Raw genomic sequence first — 24390 nt, 5'->3', positions numbered from 1 at the left:
ATCTCTCCCTCATAGGTTTTTAAGGTCTATTTGATTAATATCTAATATAGACTTATTTTTTAAAAAATTCAATACTTTTTATTTTATTTTTTAATATTATTTTTATTAAATGTATTTTCTCTTTAAATATCATATATATCAGAGAATTCAATGTTACATTTTTCTTCTATTTGTTGACTTGTACTTCCATAATAAATATCTTTCTCATCTGAAATCTGCACGATAGGGATTTCAAAGATAAAGCTAGAGCCTTTATTTAGTTGACTCTTCGCCCAAATGCTTCCCTCATGCAATTCCACCAAATATTTACTCACTGTAAGCCCAGTACCACTACCCTCACATTTTCTATTAAGTGAGGTATCAATCTTTGCGAAACGTTTAAATATGTACTCTAATTCTGTTTTTGGAATACCAATACCATTATCTTTCACTGTAACTCTTACCTTATTATCCTTTACTGTTAAACTTACTCGTACTTTGCTGTCATCTTTCCTATATTTTATCGTATTAGATAACAAGTTAAGCATAATTTGTTCAATAGCTGATGGATCACAAGCTGTTATTAACTCTTGTATATCTGTGTCAAAGGTTATTTTAACTTTGGTACTTTGCATATGGTCTGCTACTGCCAAGCTAATTTGCCTAACTATACTTACAATATCACAGTTTATAAAATTTAACCGATATTCATCTGATTCCAGCTTTGCTATTTCAGTCAAATTTCTAATCAGTCTTAACAACCGATACACATTACGCTGAATAATTTTATCATGTCGTTTAAGAATATTTAACTCTATTCCTTGCCCATTCTTTTCTAGCGCACTCTTTATTTCTTCAGATTCTAACTGCAATGTCATATAAATGACATTAAGAGGTGTCTTTAATTCATGAGACATATTAATAAGAAATTCATCTTTTAACATTTCTAACTCTTCTGCTTCTCGCTTAGCTAGGCGTTCTTCTTCTTGTTCTTTTTGCAGGGTAATATCTCTCCCTGTAAGCAAATGAATTTTTTTATTAGCTATATATTTACCACGCCACTCGATCCACTTATATTTTCCATCTTTACACTTACATTTTGCTATATTTGTAGCTACTTGCCCACTTGCTTTACACTCATTGATGGCTGTGATAATTTGAACAGCATCAGGAGAATCAATAAACTCCACATAGTTCTTTTTTAACACCTCGGACTCTTCCCACCCTAAGATATCCTGAAAACCATTATTACAACTAATAATCTCTAAATGCTCATTTAATATAGCATGTATGTCTGTTGCTATGTTTAAGAAGGTTTGAAGCTCTTGTTCTAACGCTTGGTATCGTTTTAGTTTTTCCGATGAATGTTGATGTACTATTGATTTTTGTGCATTGCAAAATTGAGTTTTTGCTACCTGATCTGTAATTAGCAATTGGTCATTTAATTGATCAAAAATATTAAACACGAAACCCCTCCTTTTCCCTTTCCCCTAGTTTATCTATATTTTATCAGTGAATTCTTTATTTTCCTATGATTATATACAATATCGTCCTATTTTTTGTTTTAATTTACAGTTTTTATAAAAATACTATATTTTACTTAGTTCTTCAACTTTTTTTGTGATTTTGGAGGCTCCTATAAATATAAACTTCTATTAGGATTACTAAAATTTTTATCTATATTATTGTTTTGTTTCACACATACTAGAGTTAAGACATAGAAAGGAGCTTTTATATGAAAGCAGGTATCAAATGGTTAATCGGCATAGTTGCCCTTGTTCTTATTATTATTTTTGTAGGAGTTGGTTTTTATAACAGCTTAGTCACACTTGAGCAAGATGTGGATACTGCTAAAGCTAATATAGATACTCAGCTCCAGCGTCGCTCGGATTTAATTCCTAATTTAGTCAATACTGTTCAAGGTTATGCCTCACAAGAAAAGGAGATTTTTACGCAAATTGCAGATGCTAGAACTCAGCTTGCTGGTGCAACTAATGTAGCCGAAGAAGCAACTGCAGATAGAGCTTTATCTAGTGCTTTATCTCGCCTACTTTTAATTGTTGAAAACTATCCAGATCTAAAATCCAATCAAAACTTTAGAGATTTATCAGTTCAATTAGAAGGTACTGAGAACCGTATTGCTATTGCAAGACAAGATTATAATACTGCTGTTACTAGATACAATACCACGAGAAGAAGATTTCCAAATAATATTATTGCCGGCTTATTTAATTTTGAGCCTAGAACTTTATTTGAAGCAAGTAGCGGTGCTCAGGAAGTCCCTACTGTAGACTTTAATCGTTAGTCATGAAAATAAAAGGGGCATTGAAGCGATTTTCTTCTCTGGTTTTACTTGGTATACTCATTTTTAGCAGTTTTCAGCTTAAAGCAGCTTATCGCTTTCCTGAGCCTACACCTAATAAGTACGTCAATGACTATGCAAGTGTAATCGATGAAGCATCCGCAAGGCAGATGATTGACTTAGGCTATGAACTGGAACAAAAAACAGGAGCACAAGCCATTATTGTAACTATTTCTAGCTTAGATGGTGCACCTATTGAAGATTATGCTAATCAACTTTTTCGCTCTTGGGGTATTGGACAAGCTCATAAAGACAACGGGCTTCTTATTTTATTAGCTATTAATGATCATAGTTGGCGTATTGAAGTAGGTCGCGGTCTAGAGGGAGCCATACCTGATATCCTAAGTAATCAAATTATGCAAGAACTAGCTAAACCTGAATTTGTACAAAACAATTATGGCGTTGGCCTTGCTAAAGCTTATAGTAAATTCTGCGATACTATAGGTACCGAATATAATGTAACCCTTACTCACTCTCTAGGTGTAGCCTTACCAGAAAGTACCACCGCACCTATCAGTCACAGAAATGGCTATATCGGTACACTAACTATTATTCTCTTTGTTATTATTGACCTTCTTTTTAATAGAGGACGTATTTTTTCTTTTATTTTACAAATGCTCTTTTGGAATAACTTCTATAACAGAGGTGGTCCTAGAGGAGGTAGTGGTGGTGGAGGCTTTGGAGGCTTTGGTGGTGGCTCCTCAAATGGTGGAGGTTCTTCTGGTAATTGGTGAGTGACACCATCCATTTATAATAAGAAAAAGCTTTTTTTTAAATACAATATAAAAAGGACTATAACATGTCCCTTAATCGGGCGATAGTATAGTCCTTCTCTATTTCTAGCAATGTATCATAAAATTCATGTCCTAACAACTAAGAAAGCCACTGAGTACACTAGCTATTCATTTATCTCAGTATAGCCATGATAAATTTTCTATGATGTTGCATTTAATTTCTTTTGTATAATCTTTTTATATGAAAGCACGAAACAAATAACTGTTGTTGTGGCAGCTAATGTATCTGCAATAGGTTCTGCATAGAAAATCCCATTAAATCCTAATCCTAATGGAAGAATGAGTACTAATGGCACAAGTAAAATGACCTTTCTTAATAATGCTAAGAATAAAGAAATTTTTGCTTGCCCAAGAGCTATAAAGGTTTGTTGGCAAGCCATCTGTGCACCCATTACCCAAATCATACTAAGGAAAATACGCATACCCCAAATCGTCATCTCTGTTAATTCCGGTTTATCATTAAATAAACTCACGAAGAAACCTGGGAAAATCATAACCATTGCCCACAATGTTAAAGCCATTGTTACAGAACTAATAAATAATACTTTAAAAGTCTTTTTAACACGGTCCATATTATTAGCCCCATAATTATAACTAATAATAGGCTGGGCACCTTGTGCTAAACCTGAAATAGGCATGAGCATCACTTGAAGCACACTAGAAATAATCGTCATAGCACCTACTGCCGTATCGCCATATGCTTCTCCCCCTACTTTACTGCCGTAGATAAATAAACTTTTATTAAGCACAATATTAACAAGACTTTCTGTAGCTTGCATAATAAAAGGCGCTACACCTAATGCTACAATAGGTAATAAAATCTTTTTACTTATTTTCATGTTGCTTTTTCTAATTTTTAATTTTGTCTTTTTTCCAAGCAAAAACCACATTACCCATACAGCAGATATGGTTTGAGAAATAATAGTTGCTATAGCAGCTCCTTTTACTCCCATTCCAAATCCAAAAATAAAAATAGGATCTAAAATAATATTACTAATAGCACCAATTAAAACGGTAGCCATACCCATTCCTGCAAACCCTTGAGTATTAATAAAAGGATTCATTCCTAAGGCTAATTGGACAGATATAGTTCCCAACAAATAAATACTTAAATAATCATTGGCATACCCAAAAGTATTACTACTAGCTCCAAACATCATCAAAAGAGGTCCTTTAAAGCTATAGAAAAATACCATTAAGATGGCCGAAATAACTAAAAGTGCTGATAAGCTATTTCCTAAAATCTTTTCTGCTTCCGCCTTTTTACCCTCCCCCATTTTAATAGCGGCACAAGGTGCTCCACCCATACCAATAAGTGAACTAAATGCTGTAATAAGCATTAATATAGGGAAAGTAAGCCCTATTCCTGTTAATGCTAAATCCCCTGTTTCAGGGATACGCCCAATGTAAATTCTATCAACGATATTATAAAGGGCATTAATAATCTGTGCTAAAATAGCTGGCACAGCTAACTTAAAAAGTAATTTCCCAATTGACCCCCTGCCTAGGTCATTGCTTGCTGTTTCCATCCTTTTCCCTCCTCGTGATTATTATTATGTCATCTATGCACTAATTTTCATTGTAGCAAGCCCTTTTGTATTTTTTATGAATCACTTTATAAGCTCAGAATAAAAACCTTTTTCATCCATGTTTTCTTTTAGCATTTCTTCGTATAGCTACAATTTTTTTAATATCTTCTAATCTATCCCCCTCGTCTTCAAGATCAATCATTAACCAGCATTGTCCCATTCCTTTGTCTGTTTTATGATACAAGTCTTGTAAATCCTTTGTTAATTCAGTAAGTAACTTAATAAATTCTTCTTTTTCATTTTCTCCTATTACCACAAGAACTTTGAAAAAACCTTCATGTGGATATAGTGTACATAGGGTTTTACCTAATCTTTTTAGTTTTATATTCCAGCCTGGAGCCCAAGAACATTTACTATATTCAAGTATAGTCTTTACCCCATATTCCTTTATCAAATAACTATAAAATTCATCCCATAAGCTATTATTTACATAATCACTTATCTCATATAATGCTGGCATTCGATCTCTCTCTAATATATCTATCATATCTATTCTCCCCCTGAACTCAAAATTAAGTATTTTAACTTATCTCATCTATTTATTACCAACTTATGATTTCAATGCAACAGGCTTTACCCAAATCTCCATAGACGTAATCTCTTTATCATGACTTTCATAACGTTCAACAGAAAACGGCTCAATAAACAACTTATGATTGGGTAGCCAAACGTTAAATAAATATTGTTGTGCTTTATAAAGTCCATCCATTACCAAGCTCTCAAAATTTTCAGTTTCGAATGAGCAGACAATATACTCCCCTTTTTGAAGCTCCCAATTACTAAAGTCTTTTAGTATTATTGGTGACTTAACCTGTGCTCCTGCAAAATAAACGAAGAATCCTTCTTCTATACAAGAGTATGCGACACCAATTTCATATCCTTTGTTTACTAAACCTGGAATATTCACTTTACGTTCATGAAAGTTTCTCCAGAACTTATCCAGTGGATCAATACCTGATTTAATGCCAAGTCCTTCAATAAATTGGATAGGTGTTTTTGTTTCTAAACCCACGTAATATTCTGGCTCCAGAAGCTTCTTTCGACTGATTTCGATTACAATCCCATCACTGATTAGTGGCACATTTTCGTCAATAAGTGTGTAATTAAGACTAAGCTGCGGCTTTGTCATACGGTTTAATGCCACTGGATTTTTACGATAGCTCTCTGGAGTCATATCAAAAGTTTGTTTAAAAATACGTGTAAACTGTTCATGGGAAGAAAACCCTAAATCTAATGCAACATCCAAAATACGCTTATTCCTTTGAAGCAGACCTTCCGTTGCTTTTGCCATACGACGTAGTTTGATATATTCCATCACTGATTTCTTTACTAGCCTACTGAATAATCTTTGATAATAGAAAGGTGATAAAGCAGTCATTTCAGCAAGCTTTTTAATTTCAATTGTTTCGGATAAGTGTTCATCAATATAATCAAGCGTCATTTGTATTTGTTCCCATGCATGCATAACAACATCTCCTTTTATTTATATCTTATGCCTAGAATAACACAAAAACAGTTTATAAGCTTGACTATCAATGCTCTTTTTACACATCATTTATTTAATATCCAACTACTTGTTTCCTAAAAATATTTACTGAAATTAATTGACACGCAATAAAAAACGGTATAACATCAGAAAATGTCATACCGCTATACTTATTATTCAATTTCCTGCTTCTCTATTGCTTCGCCCATCCTAGCTCTGATAGCTTGTAATCTTTTATCAATTTCTAGTAAATAATCCCTTTCTTCAAGTGCTTCTGAATCTAGTAATCCTTCTACCTCACTCATTTCATTAATACATTCTATGGCTTTCTTAGGATTAGTATCTAAACCAGGCTCTTCCTCCTCTTCCTCTAGCATATCCTCAATATTAATCTGCTGAGATATATAACGAGACTCTATGGTCTTTTGGATATGAGCTTTGTCAAAAAGTTTTTGACTTTGAGGAATATTACTCATTTTACTAATTTGCTCTTCTAATTCTCTAGCTTTTTCTTCTACTCTCTTATCCTTACTAATGCTATCGATAATTCTCTTTAATTCCTTGGTAATCGGCTCTGTACTCGTTTCCTTTGTTAGGTCGCCTACCACAGCACCTTCTGGTAAAATAAAGTCTTCCTGCTCTTCCACCCTTGGCTTAGGACATATAGGTTTGCATATAGGCTTACAAACGGATTGCTGTGCTTCTTCTTTATGCTCACATGGCATTTCCTTATGCATATACTTTTCCTTGTGCTCACATGGCATTTCCTTATGCATATACTCTTCTTTGTGCTCACATGGCATTTCTTTATGCATATGCTCTTCTTTGTGCTCACATGGCATTTCTTTATGCATATGATCTTCTTTATGCTCACATGGCATTTCTTTATGCATATGCTCTTCTTTGTGCTCACATGGCATTTCTTTATGCATATGCTCTTCTTTGTGCTCACATGGCATTTCTTTATGCATATGCTCTTCTTTGTGCTCACATGGCATTTCCTTATGCATATATTCTTCTTTATGCTCACATGGCATTTCCTTATGCATATGTTCTTCTTTATGCTCACATGGCATTTCCTTATGCATATACTCTTCTTTATGCTCATATGGCATTTCCTTATGCATATACTCTTCTTTGTGCTCACATGGTAAGATAACAGGACCTGGTTCTAGCGGTACTTTTGGCTTTGGTAATATCACAGGTCCTGGCTCCATTGGTACTTTTGGCTTTGGTAATATGACTGGTCCTGATTCCTGTGAAACTACCACTTTAATTTTTTCTATGGAAATTGTCTTTTCAGCTACTACTGGCACCGGCAATATGACTGGAACTGGTTCCTGTACTACTGCTTTAGGCTTTTCTACTGGTACTGGTTCCTTTACCACTATCACTTTGACCTTTTCCTCTGGCTCTGGTTCCTTTACTACTACTTTAGGCTTTTCTACTGGCATTGTTTCCTTTACTACTACTTTAGGTTTTTCTACAGTTCCTGTTGGCTGCTTTGTTACGGTTTTAGGCGACACTTGATTCGTAGACTTTTGTTCATTTCTTGGAAATAGACTATCGACCATCGATAAAAGCATATACCTATCTCTACTAAAGCCAACTACTACAGCCTCTGCCCCTCTCATTTCATGTTCAGCCACTAATGCTACACCGTCAATCTCCTCTAACCTTAAGCCACTTCCTAGAATATTTTTTTCATCTACAATCCATTTTGTTTCCTTTTCTGTCCCTAACTTTCCCACCTTAATGCCTTCGTTATGATTTTTACTAAATATACAAAACACATAACGATTACCTGATGGTAATGCCTTTAGATTTTGTACATAGCATTTAATCATACCTGGAGAAGAAAGTGTTACATGCCCTGTTACTTTGCGGTCGTCTATGCCATATGTAGAAATGTTTTCTTGCAAGCTAATCAAATTATTTACATACATTTCTCTATCCCTCCGTTGTCCTTGTTAGTCATTCTATACTATGTATATGAAACTTCTTTATATCCTATGACAACAAAGGGATGAGCTACTTTGAATAATTATAGCAATTCGTTTAATTTGCTAAGTACTATCATCATTTCCGCCCTTGTAAGTGTTTTGTCTGGTGCCATCTTTCCATTATTCATACCCTTTAGCAAACCTACTTGATTACAGTATACAATGGCTTCTTTATAAGGTGATTCCTCAATATCTGTAAATGTTGTTATTTCATTAACTATTTCTAACTTACCTTCTGTTATCTCATATAATACCTGTGCAAAAAGCTCTCTAGACAAAGGCTTTTCTTGTAAAGCAGCTACTTCTTTTAAGGTTTTCTCACTTAATTTGCTGCCTATAGACATTTTATGAGCATAAGACCAGTTAGTCTTATCTGTCCAATACTGACTTACTACATCTCTTGATAATTTAGTTTTCATCTGTCCATTTAAAAGCAAAACGCGGTCTAAGAAGGTAAAAGCATCTGCAACTCCTAAAGCTTGATTTGGTGCAAAGTTTTCTTCGTCCATACCTCTAGCTAAGCCTAATTGAAGCGCCTTCTCAATATTTCCATATGCCCAATGAGTGTTAGCTACATCTTTAAAATTCATCTCCTTAATAGGTGTAAGAGTTACATAATTTAGCGTTATACCCATTTTTTCTAAAGCCTTTGGATCAGTTAATAAAGCTTTTAACTGTTCTGTTGTAAATATAGAACCTGTTAGTTCATCTAGCCATTTTAGATCTTGACTCGTTTGTAATAGGGTATAAGGCATATACTTACTAAGCTTTTGAGTAATCTCCTCTTGCTTAGAGGTAGATAAGTTATTATAGGCGTTTAGAAAACTATTACTTGATGTACTAGAGGTTGTTTGTGTTGTATCACCACTATCTCCACCTGTACTACCTCCACCGTTATTGCCAGTATCAATTTCTTTAGAATTTAAGTAGCAGACAAAATCATCTATGGTTCCCCAACCATTTGCATCACATTTAATAGCAATACCAATCGTTAAGGTACCCTGTTCTACTAAAATATCTTTAATCGTTGGTGTGTTCCAATTAGCCCAACCTTTAACGCCTGTCTCAGCTTTATACGTTTTGTCTCCTACTTTAGCATAAATAGTCATCTCACTATTATTGCAATCGCCCCCTTGTAAGGAAGCGCTAAAATCATAATAGCCTTTTTCTAGTCCCGTAAGTGTTTGCTCTACAGTAAAATTGATAGCTTCATCATTCCAAAAATGCACACTATAATTCCCTGTTTTTGCATCAGAAGCTTTGTTTTGATAGCCTACATAATCAGAACTTTCTCCTAAATAATCAATCTTCCACATACTATGATCTGATTGTTCAAAGCTTGGGTTAAGTACAAGGTTCTTTGGACGAATAACAAGCTGACATTTAACTTGAGCCCCATCTATTAAGGTACCTGTGATTTCATAAGTTCCTGCACCTTTTTCTTTAGCTACTGCAATAGCCGCTTCATCCCAAGTAACATTAAATGTCTCCTGTGTCCCATCATTAAAGAAACCTTTGATAGCTTCTGGTAATACAATCTCTGCTCCTACTTCTGCTGCTACTGAAAGTGTTTCATAGCTTGTAAGCTTACGATCAGTTACTGCTCCATTCTTCAAATAGCTATAGGTATATAATGAAGGAAGTGGCTTACCTTCTTTATCAAATAGAGCTTGATTATCCCAAGAGCTACCACCATACCATACCCCTGCATCTTCTGGGTCATATTCTTTTGCATAGCTAGATGCCCAACCTGAACCATAGCGTTCCCAAGTCTCTTTTCTTTCTTCTAAAGTAATTTGTGGTACAGTAATCCAGGCTGGTTCCCAGTAAAATATACCTATTCCCGCTTCTCCCACATTAACCACTGCTTCTGCTACGTCACGAAGTGAATTAGCTTGGCCTTGTGCAGAGATTTCATAGTTAAGATCCTGACCTGATTCTTTAGGTGCTGAATTTTCATGTCCATCTGTATCTTCTTTAGTATAAACATAAGAAGTTTCTGCTACCATTACCTTTTTACCATATGTATCTGCTACATTTTTAAGTACAGAAGTAAGATTACTTAATGTACCATGCCAAAATGGATAGTAGGAACTAGCAAATACATCATAGTCTACATTATACTCATTCAAAGTCTTAGCAATTTTTGCATACTTACCTGAAGTTTCAGGATTGGTAAAATGTAATGCTATTAGTATATTAGCATCTATTTCTCTAATAGCTCTGCTACCTTCATTAAATAAGGCGCACATATTGGCCCAATCTGTTTCTCCGCAAAAACCATTTGTTGTTTCATTACCTACTTGAATCATGCCTACATCTACGCCTGCTGCTAATAATGCCTGTAAACTTGTCTTTGTGTACTCATACACAGCTAATTTTTTCTCTTCTAAAGAATAGCTCTCCCATGCCTTTGGAGCTTTTTGTTTAGCTGGATCAGCCCAAAAATCAGAGTAATGGAAGTCAACTAAAACCTTCATCCCTGCCTGGGTTGCACGCTTACCAATTTGAATAGCTTTAGCTAAATCATTATTACCGCCACCATAGCCATTTCCATTAGCATCATACGGATTATTCCATACGCGTACACGCACATAATTAGTGCCTGATTCCTTTAAAGTTTTACAAATGTCTTGTACATTTCCAGCTTTATTATAGAATTGAACACCACTTTCTTCTAATGCAATTAAACTTGATATGTCCATTCCTCTAATGAAATCATCACTAATACCCGGAACATAATCAATAAATAAATCACCTTGCTCTGGTATTGGTTTTTCGTCAGGTTTTGGTACATCTGAATCTTCATACGTCTTTAAGCTTACTTCATCTATGTAACCATAAGCATTAGGTGAGCCTTCTATTGTAATTTGGATAGGTACATCTTTTGTTTCCGTTGTTTCAAATACTAAATAGACCTTTTCCCATATATTCCAGCCTTGTGTTGCCGCCGCCTCACCGGATTCATCTAATGCATTAAGGATTACCTTACCACCATCGCCTCCCATAGAATAAACACTTAGGGTATACTTACCAGCTGGTAAATCTTTTACTGTTTGTTGTAACGTAATCGTATGACTAACGATTTCACTACTATCAATCCAATATTTGATGCACTGCTGACCTTCTCTAGCTAAAATATCAGCATTACTTGCATAAGCAAATTCTTCTGGTTTAGCTTTATTCCAATCTGTTGTATCAATCTTCCAATCAGACCACAGCGTACTACTTTCTTCAAAACCACCATTAACAATGGATGGTGCATCCGTCTCCTCTTCCTTAGCAGGTATTGCCTCTACTCTTATATCATCGATATAACTATAAGCTCCCGGGGTAGCTGCTATAGTAAGCTTTATGGGTATATCTCCCGCCTGTTCTACTTCAAAGGATAGTTCCACTCTCTCCCAAGTGTTATAGCCTTTATTAATAGCAAGTGCTGATGAAGTAGTTGTTCCTGCACTTAGCTGAAGTGTGGCAGACTTCTCTCCCATAATATACGCTGATAAAGTATACTCTCCCTTAGGTAAACCTTGAATGGTTTGCTCTAAAGAAATCTCATAGCTATTTACTTGCTGATCATTTACCCAGTAAGTTATAGCTTGCTCTCCTTCTTTGCCCTGGATATACGAATCAGTATTATACTTAAAGGACTTTACATTTGCATCAGCCCATGACTGAGTCATAATCGTCCAGTCCGTCCAAATAGTAGCATCATCTTCAAAGCCACCATTTGTTATGTAATTAGTAACCACTTCTTGACCATAAACCACTATCTTATCCACTGGTATACCTGTTAAACATAAACATAGCATTAATAAATAAGTTATTCTTCTTCTCATTCTATCATCCATCCTTCTCTCATGGTTGTATACTAAATTTGAAAATGACTTATTGCTTGTTCTAGTTTCTTCGCATCTTGATCTAATAACTCCGCTGCCTTACCCAGTTGTTCTACAGCTTCTAATTGTTTATCTGCTGTATTTTGTACCTCTTGTGAAGATACTGCTGTCTGCTGTGATACTGCAGTAATATTACCAATAGCACTTAATGTATCATCCTTGACTACTTCAATTTCCTTAATATCCTTTGAAACTTCCCCCAAATTAATAACCAAGTTTTTAATATTTGAATTGATATCATTAAAGATTTCTACAGTTAACTTAAGTGCTTCTTCTTGCGATGAGGCAATTACTTCTGTTTGCTTAACAGCTTTTACTGTCTCTTTAGTTTTCACCGCTATATTTCCTAAAAGCTCTTCTATTTTTCTTGCACCTTCCGCAGATTGCACTGCCAATTTATTAACTTCTTGAGCTATAACGGCAAAACCTCTACCCGCTTCCCCTGCTCTTGCTGCCTCAATAGAAGCATTTAAAGATAATAAATTCGTTTGTTCAGCAATGCCATTAATAACGCCTACAATGCTTTCTATGGCTGCAGAAGCTTTTGATAGTTCTTCAACATCTTCAATGACACTACTAGTGGCACCAATCGTTTCCTTTACCTTTTGAGTTAGATTATCTACTAATCCAACCCCTTTTTCTACAACTATCTTAGTCTGACCAGTAAAAGTTTCAATTTCACCTGTACTTTTATATAGACCTTCTATTCTATCTGATAAGTCACCCATTTGCCTTAAGCACTTACTAGAATCCTCTGCTTGCAAAATAACACCTTTTTCAATTTCACCAATGGCGCAGTTTATTTCTTTACTAGCCGTTAATAGTACATTAGAAATATGAGACATATCCTTAGAAGACCTTACAATCTCTTCCCCTACATCTGTCGTTTTATGTATGAGCCCTTTCATATCCGTGAGCATACCCGTTATGCTCTTAGATAACTGTCCGAACTCATCTTTTCTATTTCCCTTTATTTCAACTGTTAAATCTCCTTCAGCAGCTTTGGATAAGGCTTTTTGCATATTCTTTATGTTCTTTTCAATCCCCCCTGCCATAAGAGAACCTATTAAAATCGCTACTATGCCTGCTATAATCACCATAATAAAAGTAAGCCTTTTAATAGTTTCGGCTTGTGCAATAATTGCGTTCTTAGGAATAAGCGTGGTAAGCATTGCCCCTGTATCTCCTATTTTGGAATAAACCAACAACTGCTGAGCGCCATTATAATCTACATAACTATAGCCCGAGGTCTCCTCACTTGCCTTAAAATCCTTTAAAACCTGAAAGGTACCAAATACACTAGTTTCCTTAGTCCCTAGTAAAGTTTCTCTTTCATCAGGTGCTATAAAACCCACAACATTGCCTTCTTCACCACTAAGCTCTTCTAAGCTGTTTACAAGCTTCTCCTTACTAATATCAACGATAATGTAGCCCTCTCCTTGAATAAATTGACGCGTGTAAGACATCACATAAGCTGCGCCTTCACTGCCTGTTGCTTCATCTAAGAAAAGATGATAACCGTTCCACTCATACTGCTTCCCACCAGCTGCTAGCGCTTTGTTTTCTTCTGAATCTAAATACTCCTCATAATGCTTAGTGCTTAAGGTACCTCCTGTAGCATAACTTTTGCCATAAGCCGATAAAACGTTAAAAGAGTTAACAAAATCATTACTAGTAGCTACTTTAACAAAGGTCTTATAAAGTGCTTTTTGTAAATCTTCCTCTTCTGACTTTGTAGTACAAGCTGCTGTATAGTACTTAATAAAATTTGAATCTGTTAATAGCTTAAGCACTTCATTTTCAATATTTTTTGTTACTAAGCCTAAGTATTCCCCTTTACTTTCTATAGTCCTTACAAGGCTTGTCTCATAATTTTTCCTCAAGGCCGTTGAAGATTGTAAATACGAAATAACACCTAATGAAATCATTAATAATACAGGGATTAAAAAAGCAATGATAAGTTTATTTTTTATTTTATGCCACTTCATACTTTCTTCCCTCCTTTAAACACTTTTCCTTAAACCTTACCTCATAAAAAAAGTTACCCAACTCTAATAATCTTTAACTTATTGTTGGGTAACTTTTGTCACAGTTATCATGTCATTAGCATTAGTTCATTAAGAAATAGCATGCTTATATTCCGTCATTACTTCTACACTCATTAGTTCACAAGCATAGCCCTTTTCCATTGTTGGCCATTCTTCTAAGAAGATTTCTGCATTCTTTTGTAAAGGCATAATTTCTACTTTAAGTGTTTTAGGGAATCCAAAGTGTTTCAAACCAATCTCCCACGATCTACCAGTATAGAAATGGTCATCTACATACTCATCATTGATATATAATTTTGCACTATCTCCTACATAACGTAATTTAATAAATAAATCATTTGCTGATTGATCTCTTTGACCAATGTTAATCTCATAGGTCTTCTTTTCCTTGGTCTCTTCTAATAGCTTATAGCTCACTATGGATGTCATCATTTCTTCTTTCCCTTCATATACTGCAAATTGGCCTTGATCTACTTTTCTTACAAAGCCTTTTGGTGTTTCCTTTAGCGCTGGATAAGCTTTTAAACCAGCTTTACCTCTTCCTATTAATTGAGTACCTTTGTCTGTTTGTAGAACTGCTCCCTCAGTGATGATTAAATATTCTTTATCTAGCTTAATCTTCCATGCATTTTTAGCTTCTTGTCTCGATAAAGTCAATAATTCACTTTGCTTTAACTCACCTTCAATTTGATAGCAAGGCTTCTTATCTCCATAAAAAACATAAGTTGTCATATCTTCATTATTTAATTTGCAAAGTGGTGTTACTACAGCTGTTTTAAGCCAAGTGTCTCCTAACTTCATATTAAATGGGAAGAAGAAAAAGTCTTCATTTCTCACATCTATAGCTGGGTAAGTAAGTGTTTCATCCTTTAAAGGTACTGTTAACACTACATTTTTATGTTCTGCCATCTGGCAGCGTCTTTGATAGTTATTAATGAAAAGGTAGCCTGATTTACCATTATGTCTATAGCTCGTTCTTAAGTCTGTGAAATTGGTTGGGTATAGTGGATTACTTTCTGGCATAGTAGCTGGCATTTCACAAAGTTCACTACCAAAATCTTTGATAAACATGGTTAATAGCTTAATTTCTTTATAGGTTTCTGAAATCTGACCATATTGCCTAATAGGTGCTCTAAAGTCATAAGATAGTTCTGGCAAGTCATTAATAGACCCTGTTTCCTTTGATTCTTGTAAAAAGGAAAGCTTACCTTTTGGATTAGTACCACCATGATACATATAATAACCTAATAAATTAACACCACTTCCTAACTTCACCATAGACATAGCCCCAATATCCTTTGAAGTTGCTATAGGCCTTCTATGATGTGTCACTTGATGACCACCTCCAAGTTCAGCTGTTAAATAAGGGAACTTATTCATATCAAAGGTAATCCCTGTACCAAAGCCGTAATCACTACCAATATTATGGTCATTACGTTCATGAGTAAAAATATAATTACCACTTGGCTCAATATCTGTTAGGCGTTGGTCCCAAGGCGCTTCACAATAACCGCCCATTACAGGAAGAAGTCCTCCTGTTACTGCACCTCCCCAGCCTGTGGCTGTATAAATAGGGACTTCAAAGCCAATCTCTTTTGCCATTTGTGTCAGAATACGCATATGTTCTTCGCCTTCTTCTCCTGTTAATCCACCACAATGACCGTATTCATTCTCTATTTGAAGACCAATAATAGGGCCTCCATCTTTTAATAACAATCCCTTTACTTGCTCATAGATTTTACTATAAAATTTTCTTACTTCTTCTAAGTATGCCGAATCATTCGTTCTTACTTCAAAGTCCTTCTGTAATAACCAATCAGGAAAACCACCATTTCTCACTTCGGCATGACACCAAGGCCCTATACGAAGAATCATATAAGCATCACAAGCTTTGCAGGTCTCTACAAAGCTTCGTAAATCTTTATCACCTGTAAAATCATACTCTCCTTCAATTTCTTCATGGTGAATCCAAAGGACATAAGAGGAAATAACATCTACCCCTCCTGCCTTCATTTTATAAATAGATTCTTTCCAATATTCTCTTGGATACCTAGAATAATGGATTTCACCCATAATAGGAAACCAAGGCTTTTGATCTTTCAGCATGTATTTTTCATTGTAGCTAAATGTTGTACTTTTCATATCTGATCCTCTTTCTCTCACTATTCTTTTACAGCAGATCCACCCATACTTGTAATCATTGTTTTTTGCATAACTACAAAGAAAATAATAAATGGGATAGCGATTAATAATGCCCCTGCTGCAAAGGTTGTAAATTCATTTTTCTTCTCTGTTAAAAAGCTACTATATAATCCAAGAGCTAAGGTTTGTTTATCTGATGAACGTAGCACCATTTTAGGGAAAATATAATCCATCCAAGGTGCTGTAAAACTAGTAATACCAAGGAAAATAATAATAGGTCTAGCTATTGGGAAAATAATGCTTCTAAAAATTCTAAAATGACTTGCACCATCTATTCTAGCGGCTTCATCTAAGCTTTTAGGAATCGTATCAATGTAGCTTTTAACCATCCAGGTATTATAAGGAATATTACCTGCTAGATAGACTAAAATAAGGCCCCATAGTTTATCTAAACCACCAATTCTAAGTAAAATAACATAAATAGCAACCATCCCTACAAAAGAAGGAAATATTTGTAAAATAAGCATTGCCATCATCATACTCTTCTTCATTGCAAATTGAAAACGAGAAAAAACATAAGCGCCTAATGAAGCAATCAGAATTGTAGCTAACGAAGTACATACTGCTACATATAAAGTATTTTGGAACCATTTCACATAGTTCGTATCATTAAATAAACGTTCAAAATGCTTAAAAGAAATACCATCTCCAAAAGGAATAATGCTTAGTGAAGCTATAGAGTTTCCTGGTGAAAATGCCCCACTAACGACATACATCAAAGGATAGATTACAAATAATGAAGTCCCTATTAAAAATAAGAGGATGAAGGCTAAATTAATTTTTTTAATAACTTTGTTGTTCATTAGATTTCACCGTCCTTATAGGATTTTGTCTTTCTAAAGTTGTAGATTGCAAATGGCGCAAGGACAACGAAGATTACCACTGCAAGCACGGCAGCATAGTTGTATTTCAGTAAGTTAACTGTTAACTTATAAATCCAGGTTACAAGTATATCTGTTCCGCCAGCACCTGTGGTTGTGCTATCTGCTACAACAGGGTTACCACTGGTTAAGAAGAAGATTGCACCGAAGTTATTGATATTGTGAGTAAAAGACATGATAATCAGCGGTGTTGTTTGATAAAGTACAATTGGTAAAATCATTTTCTTAAAGATTTGGAATTCACTTGCCCCATCAATTTTAGCTGCTTCATAAATATCACTTGAAATAGCTGTCATAGACCCCATAATGAGTAACATGAAATAAGGGAAGCCAGCCCACAAGTTAATGAGTACACAAACGAATTTAGCAAGCCATTCATTACTCAGCCAAGGAATTGTCCCTGATATAAGTCCTAGTTCTACTAAAGTACGATTCACAATACCAAAACTACCATTTAATAAGTTTTGCCATACAAGCATACTTACAATAGCTGGTACTGCATAAGGCAAGATAAAAATTGTTCTAAAAACGGGTGCTAATTTTAATTTACTTTGCTGGAGAATTACAGCCATTATCATGCCACCGAAATAACAAGTCATCGTAGCAAAAGCACCCCATACAACTGTCCATATTGCCACTCTTGCGAATCCTGTAGACCACGCTGCACTTCCACCAAACATCGCTTTAAAATTAGCAAATCCAACCCAGTCTACCGTATTATTAGGCGGAATATGATTGGGTGCTGCATAGTTTGTAAAAGCCACGCAAGCAGAGAAGACTAAAGGAACAACAACGAAAAACAAAACAAGACCTACAGTAGGCGCAAGCCCTAAAATAGGAAAGGCTTTCTGAGCTGTATCTGATAGGATTTTTTTCTCACTTTTAAATTGACCTTGAATACAATATTCTTCATAGGACTTTAAAGCACTACGTACAGAAATCACATAGATTGCAATGAAAATAAAAACAACAGCTAAGATAATGACACCATCTATCAGCATAAATATGGAGTTATCTCTTTGTTTCACTGGTAAATTCGGTTGAGGACTTCCTAAAGTAATCATATTTATTAACTTCTGAACCACTATTGGTGAGAAAGCTAACATCATTAATTCGATAAGTGCATAGAATGCACCTTTAATATATTCTTTTAAATAAACGATATGACCTAGCCCCATAAATAATATGGATGTTAGCAGAACTTTTTTTCTAGAAGAACCATCTGTCTGTAGATTGGTTTGCATAAATTCACCCCTCTTTATGTATTTCCTTTATTAAAAAGGTGCACAGATTCCTCTGTACACCTCATCTTTAGGCTAGCACTTATTGGGCTAAGATAGTTGCATTACAAGCGTCTAATTCAGTTTGAACGTCTGCACCGTCCCAAATATTAGCACTTGCAGCTTTCATAGCATCCCAGAATGCATTCATTTGTGGTATAGATGGCATTGGGAAAGCGTAGTCTAATTGTTTTAAGAAACCTTCGATATATGGACTATCTACTTCAACATTGATTGCTGGTAATGCCCCTGTAAGGTCAAAACGTAATTTTTGCATTTCTTCTGACATTAAAAATTGTGAGAATAAGTTAGCTTCTACTGGATGTTCACTATAAGCTGATACGAACATCGCTCTTGTTCCTGAGAAAGAAGCTGATGGTGTATCATTGCCTGGTAAACTTGGAAGTGCTGATACTCCAAAGTTAAGTCCTGCACCTTCAAAAGTAGCTACGTTCCATAAACCAGTAATATAAAGTGCTACATTACCACTACTAAATGCTGAATCACAGGCTGCTGTTGTAAGGTCAGCTGAAGGAACGTCTAATGCACTTCTAAGGCTTTGGAAGAATTTCATTCCTTCTACTGAAGCTGCTGAGTTAATATTAGAATTGGTTGTATCTGTTCCATCTGGTCCAAACATACGGTTATCTTGGCTTGTTGTAAAGATAATTGTATAGTAACCATTTTGTACGTCCATCATGAAACCATATTGATTATTATGTTCTGCATTGAATTTTTCACTAAACGCTTTTAAATCTTCCCATGTAGTTGGTACTTCTTCTTCAGCAATAAGGTCTTTATTATAGAATAAAGCATAAGTTTCTGCTGATACTGGGTAACCATACATAGTACCATCATATGTAAGCGCTGATGTAGATGCTGCTAATGCAGTTTTTGTAACTTCTTCAGCATTTTCTGTTGGAAGTACATGACCACCTGCTACTAATTCCCCTAATTTATCATGTGGTGCTGCAAATACATCTGGTCCTACCCCTGCTGGACCATCTAATGCGATTTGTGTAGTTGTATCACCTAATTCTACATTCACATATTCAACTGTAATATTAGGATATTTTTCTGTAAAAGCTGCTCCTGCTTGTTTAATGAACTCATCAGGTCCAGCTGTTGATTCCCATACTGTTAAAGTAACTGGATCTGTTGAGACAGCTGGCGTAGATGCCTCAGTACTTGCCGCTGGTGCTTCACTTGCTGCAGGTGAAACTGCTGCCTCACTACCCCCATTACTACTACATCCTACTCCCATTGTACCTGCCACACATACTGCTGCTGCTAAAGCTAACTTTTTAAGTTTCATATTAAAATACCTCCTCGTAAATTTTTACATGGTTGATTTTTTTAAAACTATTTCATAATCTAATAAGGTTTTATTTACTATTTCTTTACCTGCAATGAGGTTAATCAAACACTTGCCCGCTTCAATACCCAAGGTTTTAATATCAATCCTTAATGAGGTAATTGGGGGATTATAATTTTCTAGGTAAGCGCTGTCATAAAAGGATGCAATCTTTACATCCTTTGGCACACTGTACCCAGTCTCATTAAGTCTTGTGAGTACTCTGCTACAGATAATATCATCACTACATACAATGCAATCTACTTTCCTATTCATAATCGTATCTACTGCTCTATCAATCAGAACATTGCTAGTCATATCTGTGTAGACAAGTGTTTCATTAACAGGTATGCCATTATCTTTAAAGGCTTTTAAGAAACCTTTATAGCGATTTGTATTAACTATATGACGCTGATTACCTGCCAGTAAGGCCATGGTGGTATAACCAGATTTAATGAGGACAGATGTCAGTTCACAACACCCATCTATGTGATTATTATCAATCTGTATAACCTCATCCTCTTCACTAGAACCTACTACTACAAAAGGAAGGTGTGTTTGCTTCAGATAGTCGATAGATCTATCATTCACTATTGGTCTTGTTAGAACGATACCATCTACCTTATTATTTTTTATTAATCTTTTTAACAAACTAATATCATTTTCTGTTGCCGTTGTAACAACTACATCATAATCAAAGCTTGCCGCTACATCACAAATACCCATTAAGCAGCTTTGAAAGAAAGGAATTTCTGTTAGATTTGTATCTGCCGGAAGCACCACCCCAATATTAAAGGTTTTGGATTGCGCTAAACTTTTTGCGATTAAATTAGGTCTGTAATCATGTTCATGAATATATTGTAGAACACGATTTCTGGTAGCTTCACTAAGCCTTCCTTTTCCTGATATAGCTCTGGAAACAGTTGTTTTAGATACGCCTAACTCTCTAGCAATATCACTAATAGTAAGGTTTTTAGATACTTCACTTACACTTGCATCTTCCACAAATACACTTCCTTTCATTGAGCAACCGGTTGTTTATATATTCAGATTATCACCAATTTTTTGCACTGTCAATGTCTATTTTATATACTCAAACCTTATTTTTTCGTATATTTTTTAACATTTTTCACAATGCATTGATTTTACTTCTTTGCAACATTGCGCAACCGATTATTCTTTTTTAAATTTTTTATCAAATTTAATTTTACCTCTATTTACTTACATTAGCACACCTTTTTTCTGATTAGTCTAAATCATTTCGCACTATTTTTGCACCTACGTTGCGCTTTTATAATAATTATTTTTGTACTCTTACTTTTTTATATTTATTTTTACACTTCGTCACCTATTTCGCTACATTTTAAGCTAATATCTTCCGTGTTTACATTTATTTTTATATAATATTTTTAGATTCAAATTTATTTTCATATTTCTTAATAAAGGAGCAAAAAAAATGTTAAAGTGTTTAAAAAAGATTTTCAACTATTCACTATCCGTTTTTGTAGCTATTAGTGCCATGGCTATTTCTCCCTCTTCACTTCTAGCTGCTTCTAGCATTACCCTTAAAAGTAGCGGTGCTTGGTTCGAGTCTGCTTATGCTGAATGGGAACAATACAACGGCGCATCTAGCTACAACGTGTACTACAAATCTTCTTCCAATGATTACACTCAAGTAGATAACGAGCTTATCCGAGGTACTCGTGTTGATATTCCAGGTCTTAGAGGTGATACTAACTACACCATCAAAGTAGTTCCTGTCGTATCTGGAGCTGAGGTTACTTCTGCAACTGCACAATTTAATGTCACACCAGCTACTTATGATCGTTCTGGTTATGCTTTCTTTAATGGTATGACTACTGGTGGCTACAACGAAGATGGTACTGTTAAGTCAAATGCCAATATTGTTTATGTAACAGATGCAACAAAAGATACTGTGCAACTTAACGGCTACACAGGCATTGCCAATATCCTTTCAGAATCTGCAAGGAAAAATGATAAAACACCTTTAATCGTTCGTTTTATCGGTACAATCAATGTTCCTAAAGGTGCTACAAGCTATCCTGAGAATATGGTTAAGGTCAAAGCTGCTGATAATGTAACACTCGAAGGTATTGGACCAGATGCTAATATTTCTAAATGGGGTTTTTGTTTCCAACGAAGCTCCAATATAGAAGTAAGAAACCTTGATTTTTACTGGTATCCAGAAGATGCTATGGGGTTTGAATCAAACTGTTCTAGAATTTGGGTACATAACAACACCATTAGAACCGGTCACCAAGATAATCCTTCTGAGTCAGATAAAGCTCATGGTGATGGTGGTACAGACTTTAAATATACCGATTATGTAACAGTGTCTTACAACCATTACGACAGTTGCGCAAAAACCTCTTTATGTGGTTTAAAAGAAAATGCAACTTATCGCCTTACTTTCCATCACAACTTCTTTGATGGAACCGGCTCTAGAACACCTCGCGTACGTTACTTTGATATTCATGTTTATAATAACTATTACAAAGGTGTATCTACCTATGGTATTGGCGCTTCTGTTAACTCTAATATTTTCTCTGAAAACAACTATTTCGAAGATACAAACAAACCAATGGTTATTTCTATGCAAGGTAATGGTGGGACAACTTTCTCTAGCGAAAATGGTGGCACCATCAAAGCATATGGCAACAAATTAGTTAACTGTACTAATTATCTTCCTGGTACAGATTACTATGAAGCTGCATCTAGAGACCAAATCATTAATTTCTCAGCGAATAAAGGCGGCTCAACCTATAACAACTTCGATACCAATGCAAGTAAATTCTATGTCAATGATTATGTACTTCATTCTGCTGATACTGCTAAAGAAATGGTTCTAAGCTACGCTGGAAGAATGAAGGGTAGTATATCCGATTCTACTACTCCACCTGATACAGGCGACAATAATGGTGACACTGATAATGGTGACACTGACAATGGCGATACTGATAATGGTGGCACTGATAATGGTGATAATAATACGGGCGACATTTCAGATTGTGTTGCATTAGGTACTTATGACCTTAATAAATCCACCATTCCAGCAACAGAATGCATTGTTAATAACATTACTTTTAATGTAAGAAGTGTAGAATCTACTGGTGTTAAATTAAGAAGTAATAATACGATTACTTTTAAAGTAGCTTCATCTTGTACACTTAAGATAGAGACCACTGGTAAAGGGGTTACTGTTTCTTCTACTGACGGCCAAATCAATTTCAGCGGCTCTACTTCAAACTCAGTCACGACTGAAGCAGGCTCAACAACTATGGCACTTACAGCTGGCACCTATACGATTACAGGTGCCGAGTCAGGTAGCAATACCTTAATGACTAGCATTGCATTTTATTAAAACAAAAAGGCAGAGACTTTTTATATGGTCTCTGCCTTTTTTGAGAGCTTCCTCTCTATTTGTTATTTTATTGATTAATAACGCCTTGTTCTACCAATAATGCCAAGATCTCCTCATATGCAGCTACTTCTTTTCCTGTCCATAAGTAAAAGCTATGAACAGCCTGATTGATGAGCATACCTATGCCATGAACTACCTCCAAGCCATTGGTTTTAGCCCATAAAAGTAGTTTAGTATCATGTGGTGTATAAACAATATCACATACTACCAATCCCTTTGGTGGACTAATAGCTTCATCTATTGGGCAAGAATCTTTTTGCTTACTCATCCCTACAGGCGTTGTATTAATTAAAAAATCCACACCTTGCAAATCACTTTCAGTCATATTGAGTGATTCAATTTGAATACTTACTTTTGTAAAACGCTCTTTAATTTGTTCCCCTAGCTGCTTGGCTTTTGCTAAGGTGTTATTACAAATAATAAGTTTATTTACACCAGCTGCTGCTAACTCTACGGTAATCGCACGACTTGCACCTCCTGCGCCTAGAACCATAACTGTTTTCCCTTTTAAGGTATGGCCTGCTTCTATAACGGATTTTACAAAGCCTACACCATCTGTATTATAACCAATAAGCTTTCCATTGTCGTTTTTAATTGTATTAACAGCTCCTATAATAGCTGCATTGGGATCAATCTCATCTAGATAATCCATTACCTTAATCTTATAAGGAATCGTTACATTACTCCCCACTATACCTAATGCTCTAATTCCCTTTACAGCAGCCTCCACTTGATCTTCCTCGACATCAAAGCATACATAACGCATATCTAACCCACATTTCTCTGCTAAATAATTATGTATATAAGGTGAAAAACTGTGACTTACTGGATGTCCTAAAAGACATGCTAATTGGGTAGTTCCACTTATTTTCATTCGAATCACGCCTCTCCTATGTTCCTCAAATTTCCTGTTTATCTCATTTTTATTATAAAAGGTTCTATCACCAAAAACAATCAATCCAGGCTACTCTTTTAGCTATTATATTCATCAACTAAAATTTAAACGGTATACTATATAGAAAATAGGTCAATTTAAGAAACTGCTCTTAAATTGACCTATCTCATTTACCT

The 24390-nt window shown here is 35.3% G+C and carries 16 protein-coding genes and 1 other annotated feature (1 of these 17 running past the window's edge); of the genes, 3 read left to right on the top strand and 13 right to left on the bottom strand.

Annotated elements, in window-relative coordinates; translation table 11 throughout:
- Positions 1-22, bottom strand: a binding site (T-box leader) (it extends 235 nt beyond the left edge of the window).
- A gap of 100 nt (positions 23-122) precedes the next feature.
- On the bottom strand, positions 123-1445 hold the full coding sequence (locus EKH84_RS06875) for a PAS domain-containing sensor histidine kinase (RefSeq protein WP_127065723.1): 1323 nt from the start codon (positions 1443-1445) through the stop codon (positions 123-125).
- A gap of 269 nt (positions 1446-1714) precedes the next feature.
- Between EKH84_RS06875 and EKH84_RS06870 the strand changes: the two genes are divergently transcribed.
- Together EKH84_RS06870 and EKH84_RS06865 are read left to right on the top strand one after the other, a co-directional pair.
- A complete protein-coding gene (locus EKH84_RS06870; protein ID WP_127065722.1) occupies positions 1715-2284 on the top strand; it encodes a LemA family protein in 570 nt (189 codons plus the stop codon).
- A gap of 20 nt (positions 2285-2304) precedes the next feature.
- Positions 2305-3075, top strand: a complete 771-nt coding sequence (locus EKH84_RS06865) for a TPM domain-containing protein (protein ID WP_330547592.1) — start codon at positions 2305-2307, stop codon at positions 3073-3075.
- 200 nt (positions 3076-3275) lie between these two features.
- Here the strand turns inward: EKH84_RS06865 and EKH84_RS06860 are convergent, their stop codons facing one another.
- From EKH84_RS06860 to EKH84_RS06810, 11 genes are all read right to left on the bottom strand, one after another.
- On the bottom strand, positions 3276-4664 hold the full coding sequence (locus EKH84_RS06860) for an MATE family efflux transporter (RefSeq protein ID WP_127065720.1): 1389 nt from the start codon (positions 4662-4664) through the stop codon (positions 3276-3278).
- 112 nt (positions 4665-4776) lie between these two features.
- Complete coding sequence (locus tag EKH84_RS06855) at positions 4777-5211, bottom strand: DUF3788 domain-containing protein (RefSeq protein ID WP_127065719.1); 435 nt, start codon at positions 5209-5211, stop codon at positions 4777-4779.
- Positions 5212-5274: 63 nt separating this feature from the next.
- Positions 5275-6189 carry an AraC family transcriptional regulator gene (locus tag EKH84_RS06850; protein ID WP_127065718.1) on the bottom strand — a complete coding sequence of 305 codons (915 nt, stop codon included), beginning with the start codon at positions 6187-6189 and terminating at the stop codon, positions 5275-5277.
- A gap of 194 nt (positions 6190-6383) precedes the next feature.
- On the bottom strand, positions 6384-8156 hold the full coding sequence (locus EKH84_RS06845; RefSeq protein WP_127065717.1) for a DUF7922 domain-containing protein: 1773 nt from the start codon (positions 8154-8156) through the stop codon (positions 6384-6386).
- A gap of 98 nt (positions 8157-8254) precedes the next feature.
- Entirely contained in the window at positions 8255-12052 is a 3798-nt protein-coding gene (locus tag EKH84_RS22705) for a glycosyl hydrolase 53 family protein (RefSeq protein WP_150132752.1), read from the bottom strand.
- Between the two features lie 32 nt (positions 12053-12084).
- Positions 12085-14100, bottom strand: coding sequence for a methyl-accepting chemotaxis protein (locus EKH84_RS06835; RefSeq protein ID WP_127065715.1), 2016 nt, complete (start codon positions 14098-14100; stop codon positions 12085-12087).
- Positions 14101-14229: 129 nt separating this feature from the next.
- Entirely contained in the window at positions 14230-16302 is a 2073-nt protein-coding gene (locus EKH84_RS06830; RefSeq protein WP_127065714.1) for a beta-galactosidase, read from the bottom strand.
- A 20-nt stretch (positions 16303-16322) separates the two neighbouring features.
- Complete coding sequence (locus EKH84_RS06825) at positions 16323-17165, bottom strand: sugar ABC transporter permease (protein WP_013655726.1); 843 nt, start codon at positions 17163-17165, stop codon at positions 16323-16325.
- Positions 17165-18487 (bottom strand): carbohydrate ABC transporter permease, encoded by a 1323-nt coding sequence (locus EKH84_RS06820; RefSeq protein WP_127065713.1) that lies wholly within the window; start codon positions 18485-18487, stop codon positions 17165-17167. Before EKH84_RS06820 ends, EKH84_RS06825 begins: the two co-directional genes overlap by 1 nt.
- 79 nt (positions 18488-18566) lie before the next feature.
- Positions 18567-19838, bottom strand: coding sequence for a sugar ABC transporter substrate-binding protein (locus EKH84_RS06815; RefSeq protein WP_127065712.1), 1272 nt, complete (start codon positions 19836-19838; stop codon positions 18567-18569).
- A 24-nt stretch (positions 19839-19862) separates the two neighbouring features.
- On the bottom strand, positions 19863-20882 hold the full coding sequence (locus EKH84_RS06810) for a LacI family DNA-binding transcriptional regulator (protein WP_243118649.1): 1020 nt from the start codon (positions 20880-20882) through the stop codon (positions 19863-19865).
- A 451-nt stretch (positions 20883-21333) separates the two neighbouring features.
- Between EKH84_RS06810 and EKH84_RS06805 the strand changes: the two genes are divergently transcribed.
- A complete protein-coding gene (locus EKH84_RS06805; RefSeq protein ID WP_127065710.1) occupies positions 21334-23259 on the top strand; it encodes a pectate lyase family protein in 1926 nt (641 codons plus the stop codon).
- 67 nt (positions 23260-23326) lie between these two features.
- Here the strand turns inward: EKH84_RS06805 and aroE are convergent, their stop codons facing one another.
- A complete protein-coding gene (aroE, locus tag EKH84_RS06800) occupies positions 23327-24193 on the bottom strand; it encodes a shikimate dehydrogenase (RefSeq protein ID WP_127065709.1) in 867 nt (288 codons plus the stop codon).
- Positions 24194-24390 lie beyond the last annotated feature (197 nt).

It is taken from the genome of Cellulosilyticum sp. WCF-2 (assembly GCF_003990395.1).
Lineage (GTDB): Bacteria > Bacillota > Clostridia > Lachnospirales > Cellulosilyticaceae > Cellulosilyticum > Cellulosilyticum lentocellum.
The sequence above is the reverse complement of the archived record's forward strand: the minus strand, read 5'-3'. Positions and strand labels throughout refer to the sequence as shown.

Bases quoted from the DNA above. Each gene is read 5' to 3' on its own strand.
- EKH84_RS06870 (WP_127065722.1), top strand. From the start codon at position 1,715: ATGAAAGCAGGTATCAAATGGTTAATCGGCATAGTTGCCCTTGTTCTT.
- EKH84_RS06860 (WP_127065720.1), bottom strand. From the start codon at position 4,664: ATGGAAACAGCAAGCAATGACCTAGGCAGGGGGTCAATTGGGAAATTA.
- EKH84_RS06855 (WP_127065719.1), bottom strand. From the start codon at position 5,211: ATGATAGATATATTAGAGAGAGATCGAATGCCAGCATTATATGAGATA.
- EKH84_RS06850 (WP_127065718.1), bottom strand. From the start codon at position 6,189: ATGCATGCATGGGAACAAATACAAATGACGCTTGATTATATTGATGAA.
- EKH84_RS06845 (WP_127065717.1), bottom strand. From the start codon at position 8,156: ATGTATGTAAATAATTTGATTAGCTTGCAAGAAAACATTTCTACATAT.
- EKH84_RS22705 (WP_150132752.1), bottom strand. From the start codon at position 12,052: ATGAGAAGAAGAATAACTTATTTATTAATGCTATGTTTATGTTTAACA.
- EKH84_RS06835 (WP_127065715.1), bottom strand. From the start codon at position 14,100: ATGAAGTGGCATAAAATAAAAAATAAACTTATCATTGCTTTTTTAATC.
- EKH84_RS06830 (WP_127065714.1), bottom strand. From the start codon at position 16,302: ATGAAAAGTACAACATTTAGCTACAATGAAAAATACATGCTGAAAGAT.
- EKH84_RS06825 (WP_013655726.1), bottom strand. From the start codon at position 17,165: ATGAACAACAAAGTTATTAAAAAAATTAATTTAGCCTTCATCCTCTTA.
- EKH84_RS06820 (WP_127065713.1), bottom strand. From the start codon at position 18,487: ATGCAAACCAATCTACAGACAGATGGTTCTTCTAGAAAAAAAGTTCTG.
- EKH84_RS06815 (WP_127065712.1), bottom strand. From the start codon at position 19,838: ATGAAACTTAAAAAGTTAGCTTTAGCAGCAGCAGTATGTGTGGCAGGT.
- EKH84_RS06805 (WP_127065710.1), top strand. From the start codon at position 21,334: ATGTTAAAGTGTTTAAAAAAGATTTTCAACTATTCACTATCCGTTTTT.
- aroE (WP_127065709.1), bottom strand. From the start codon at position 24,193: ATGAAAATAAGTGGAACTACCCAATTAGCATGTCTTTTAGGACATCCA.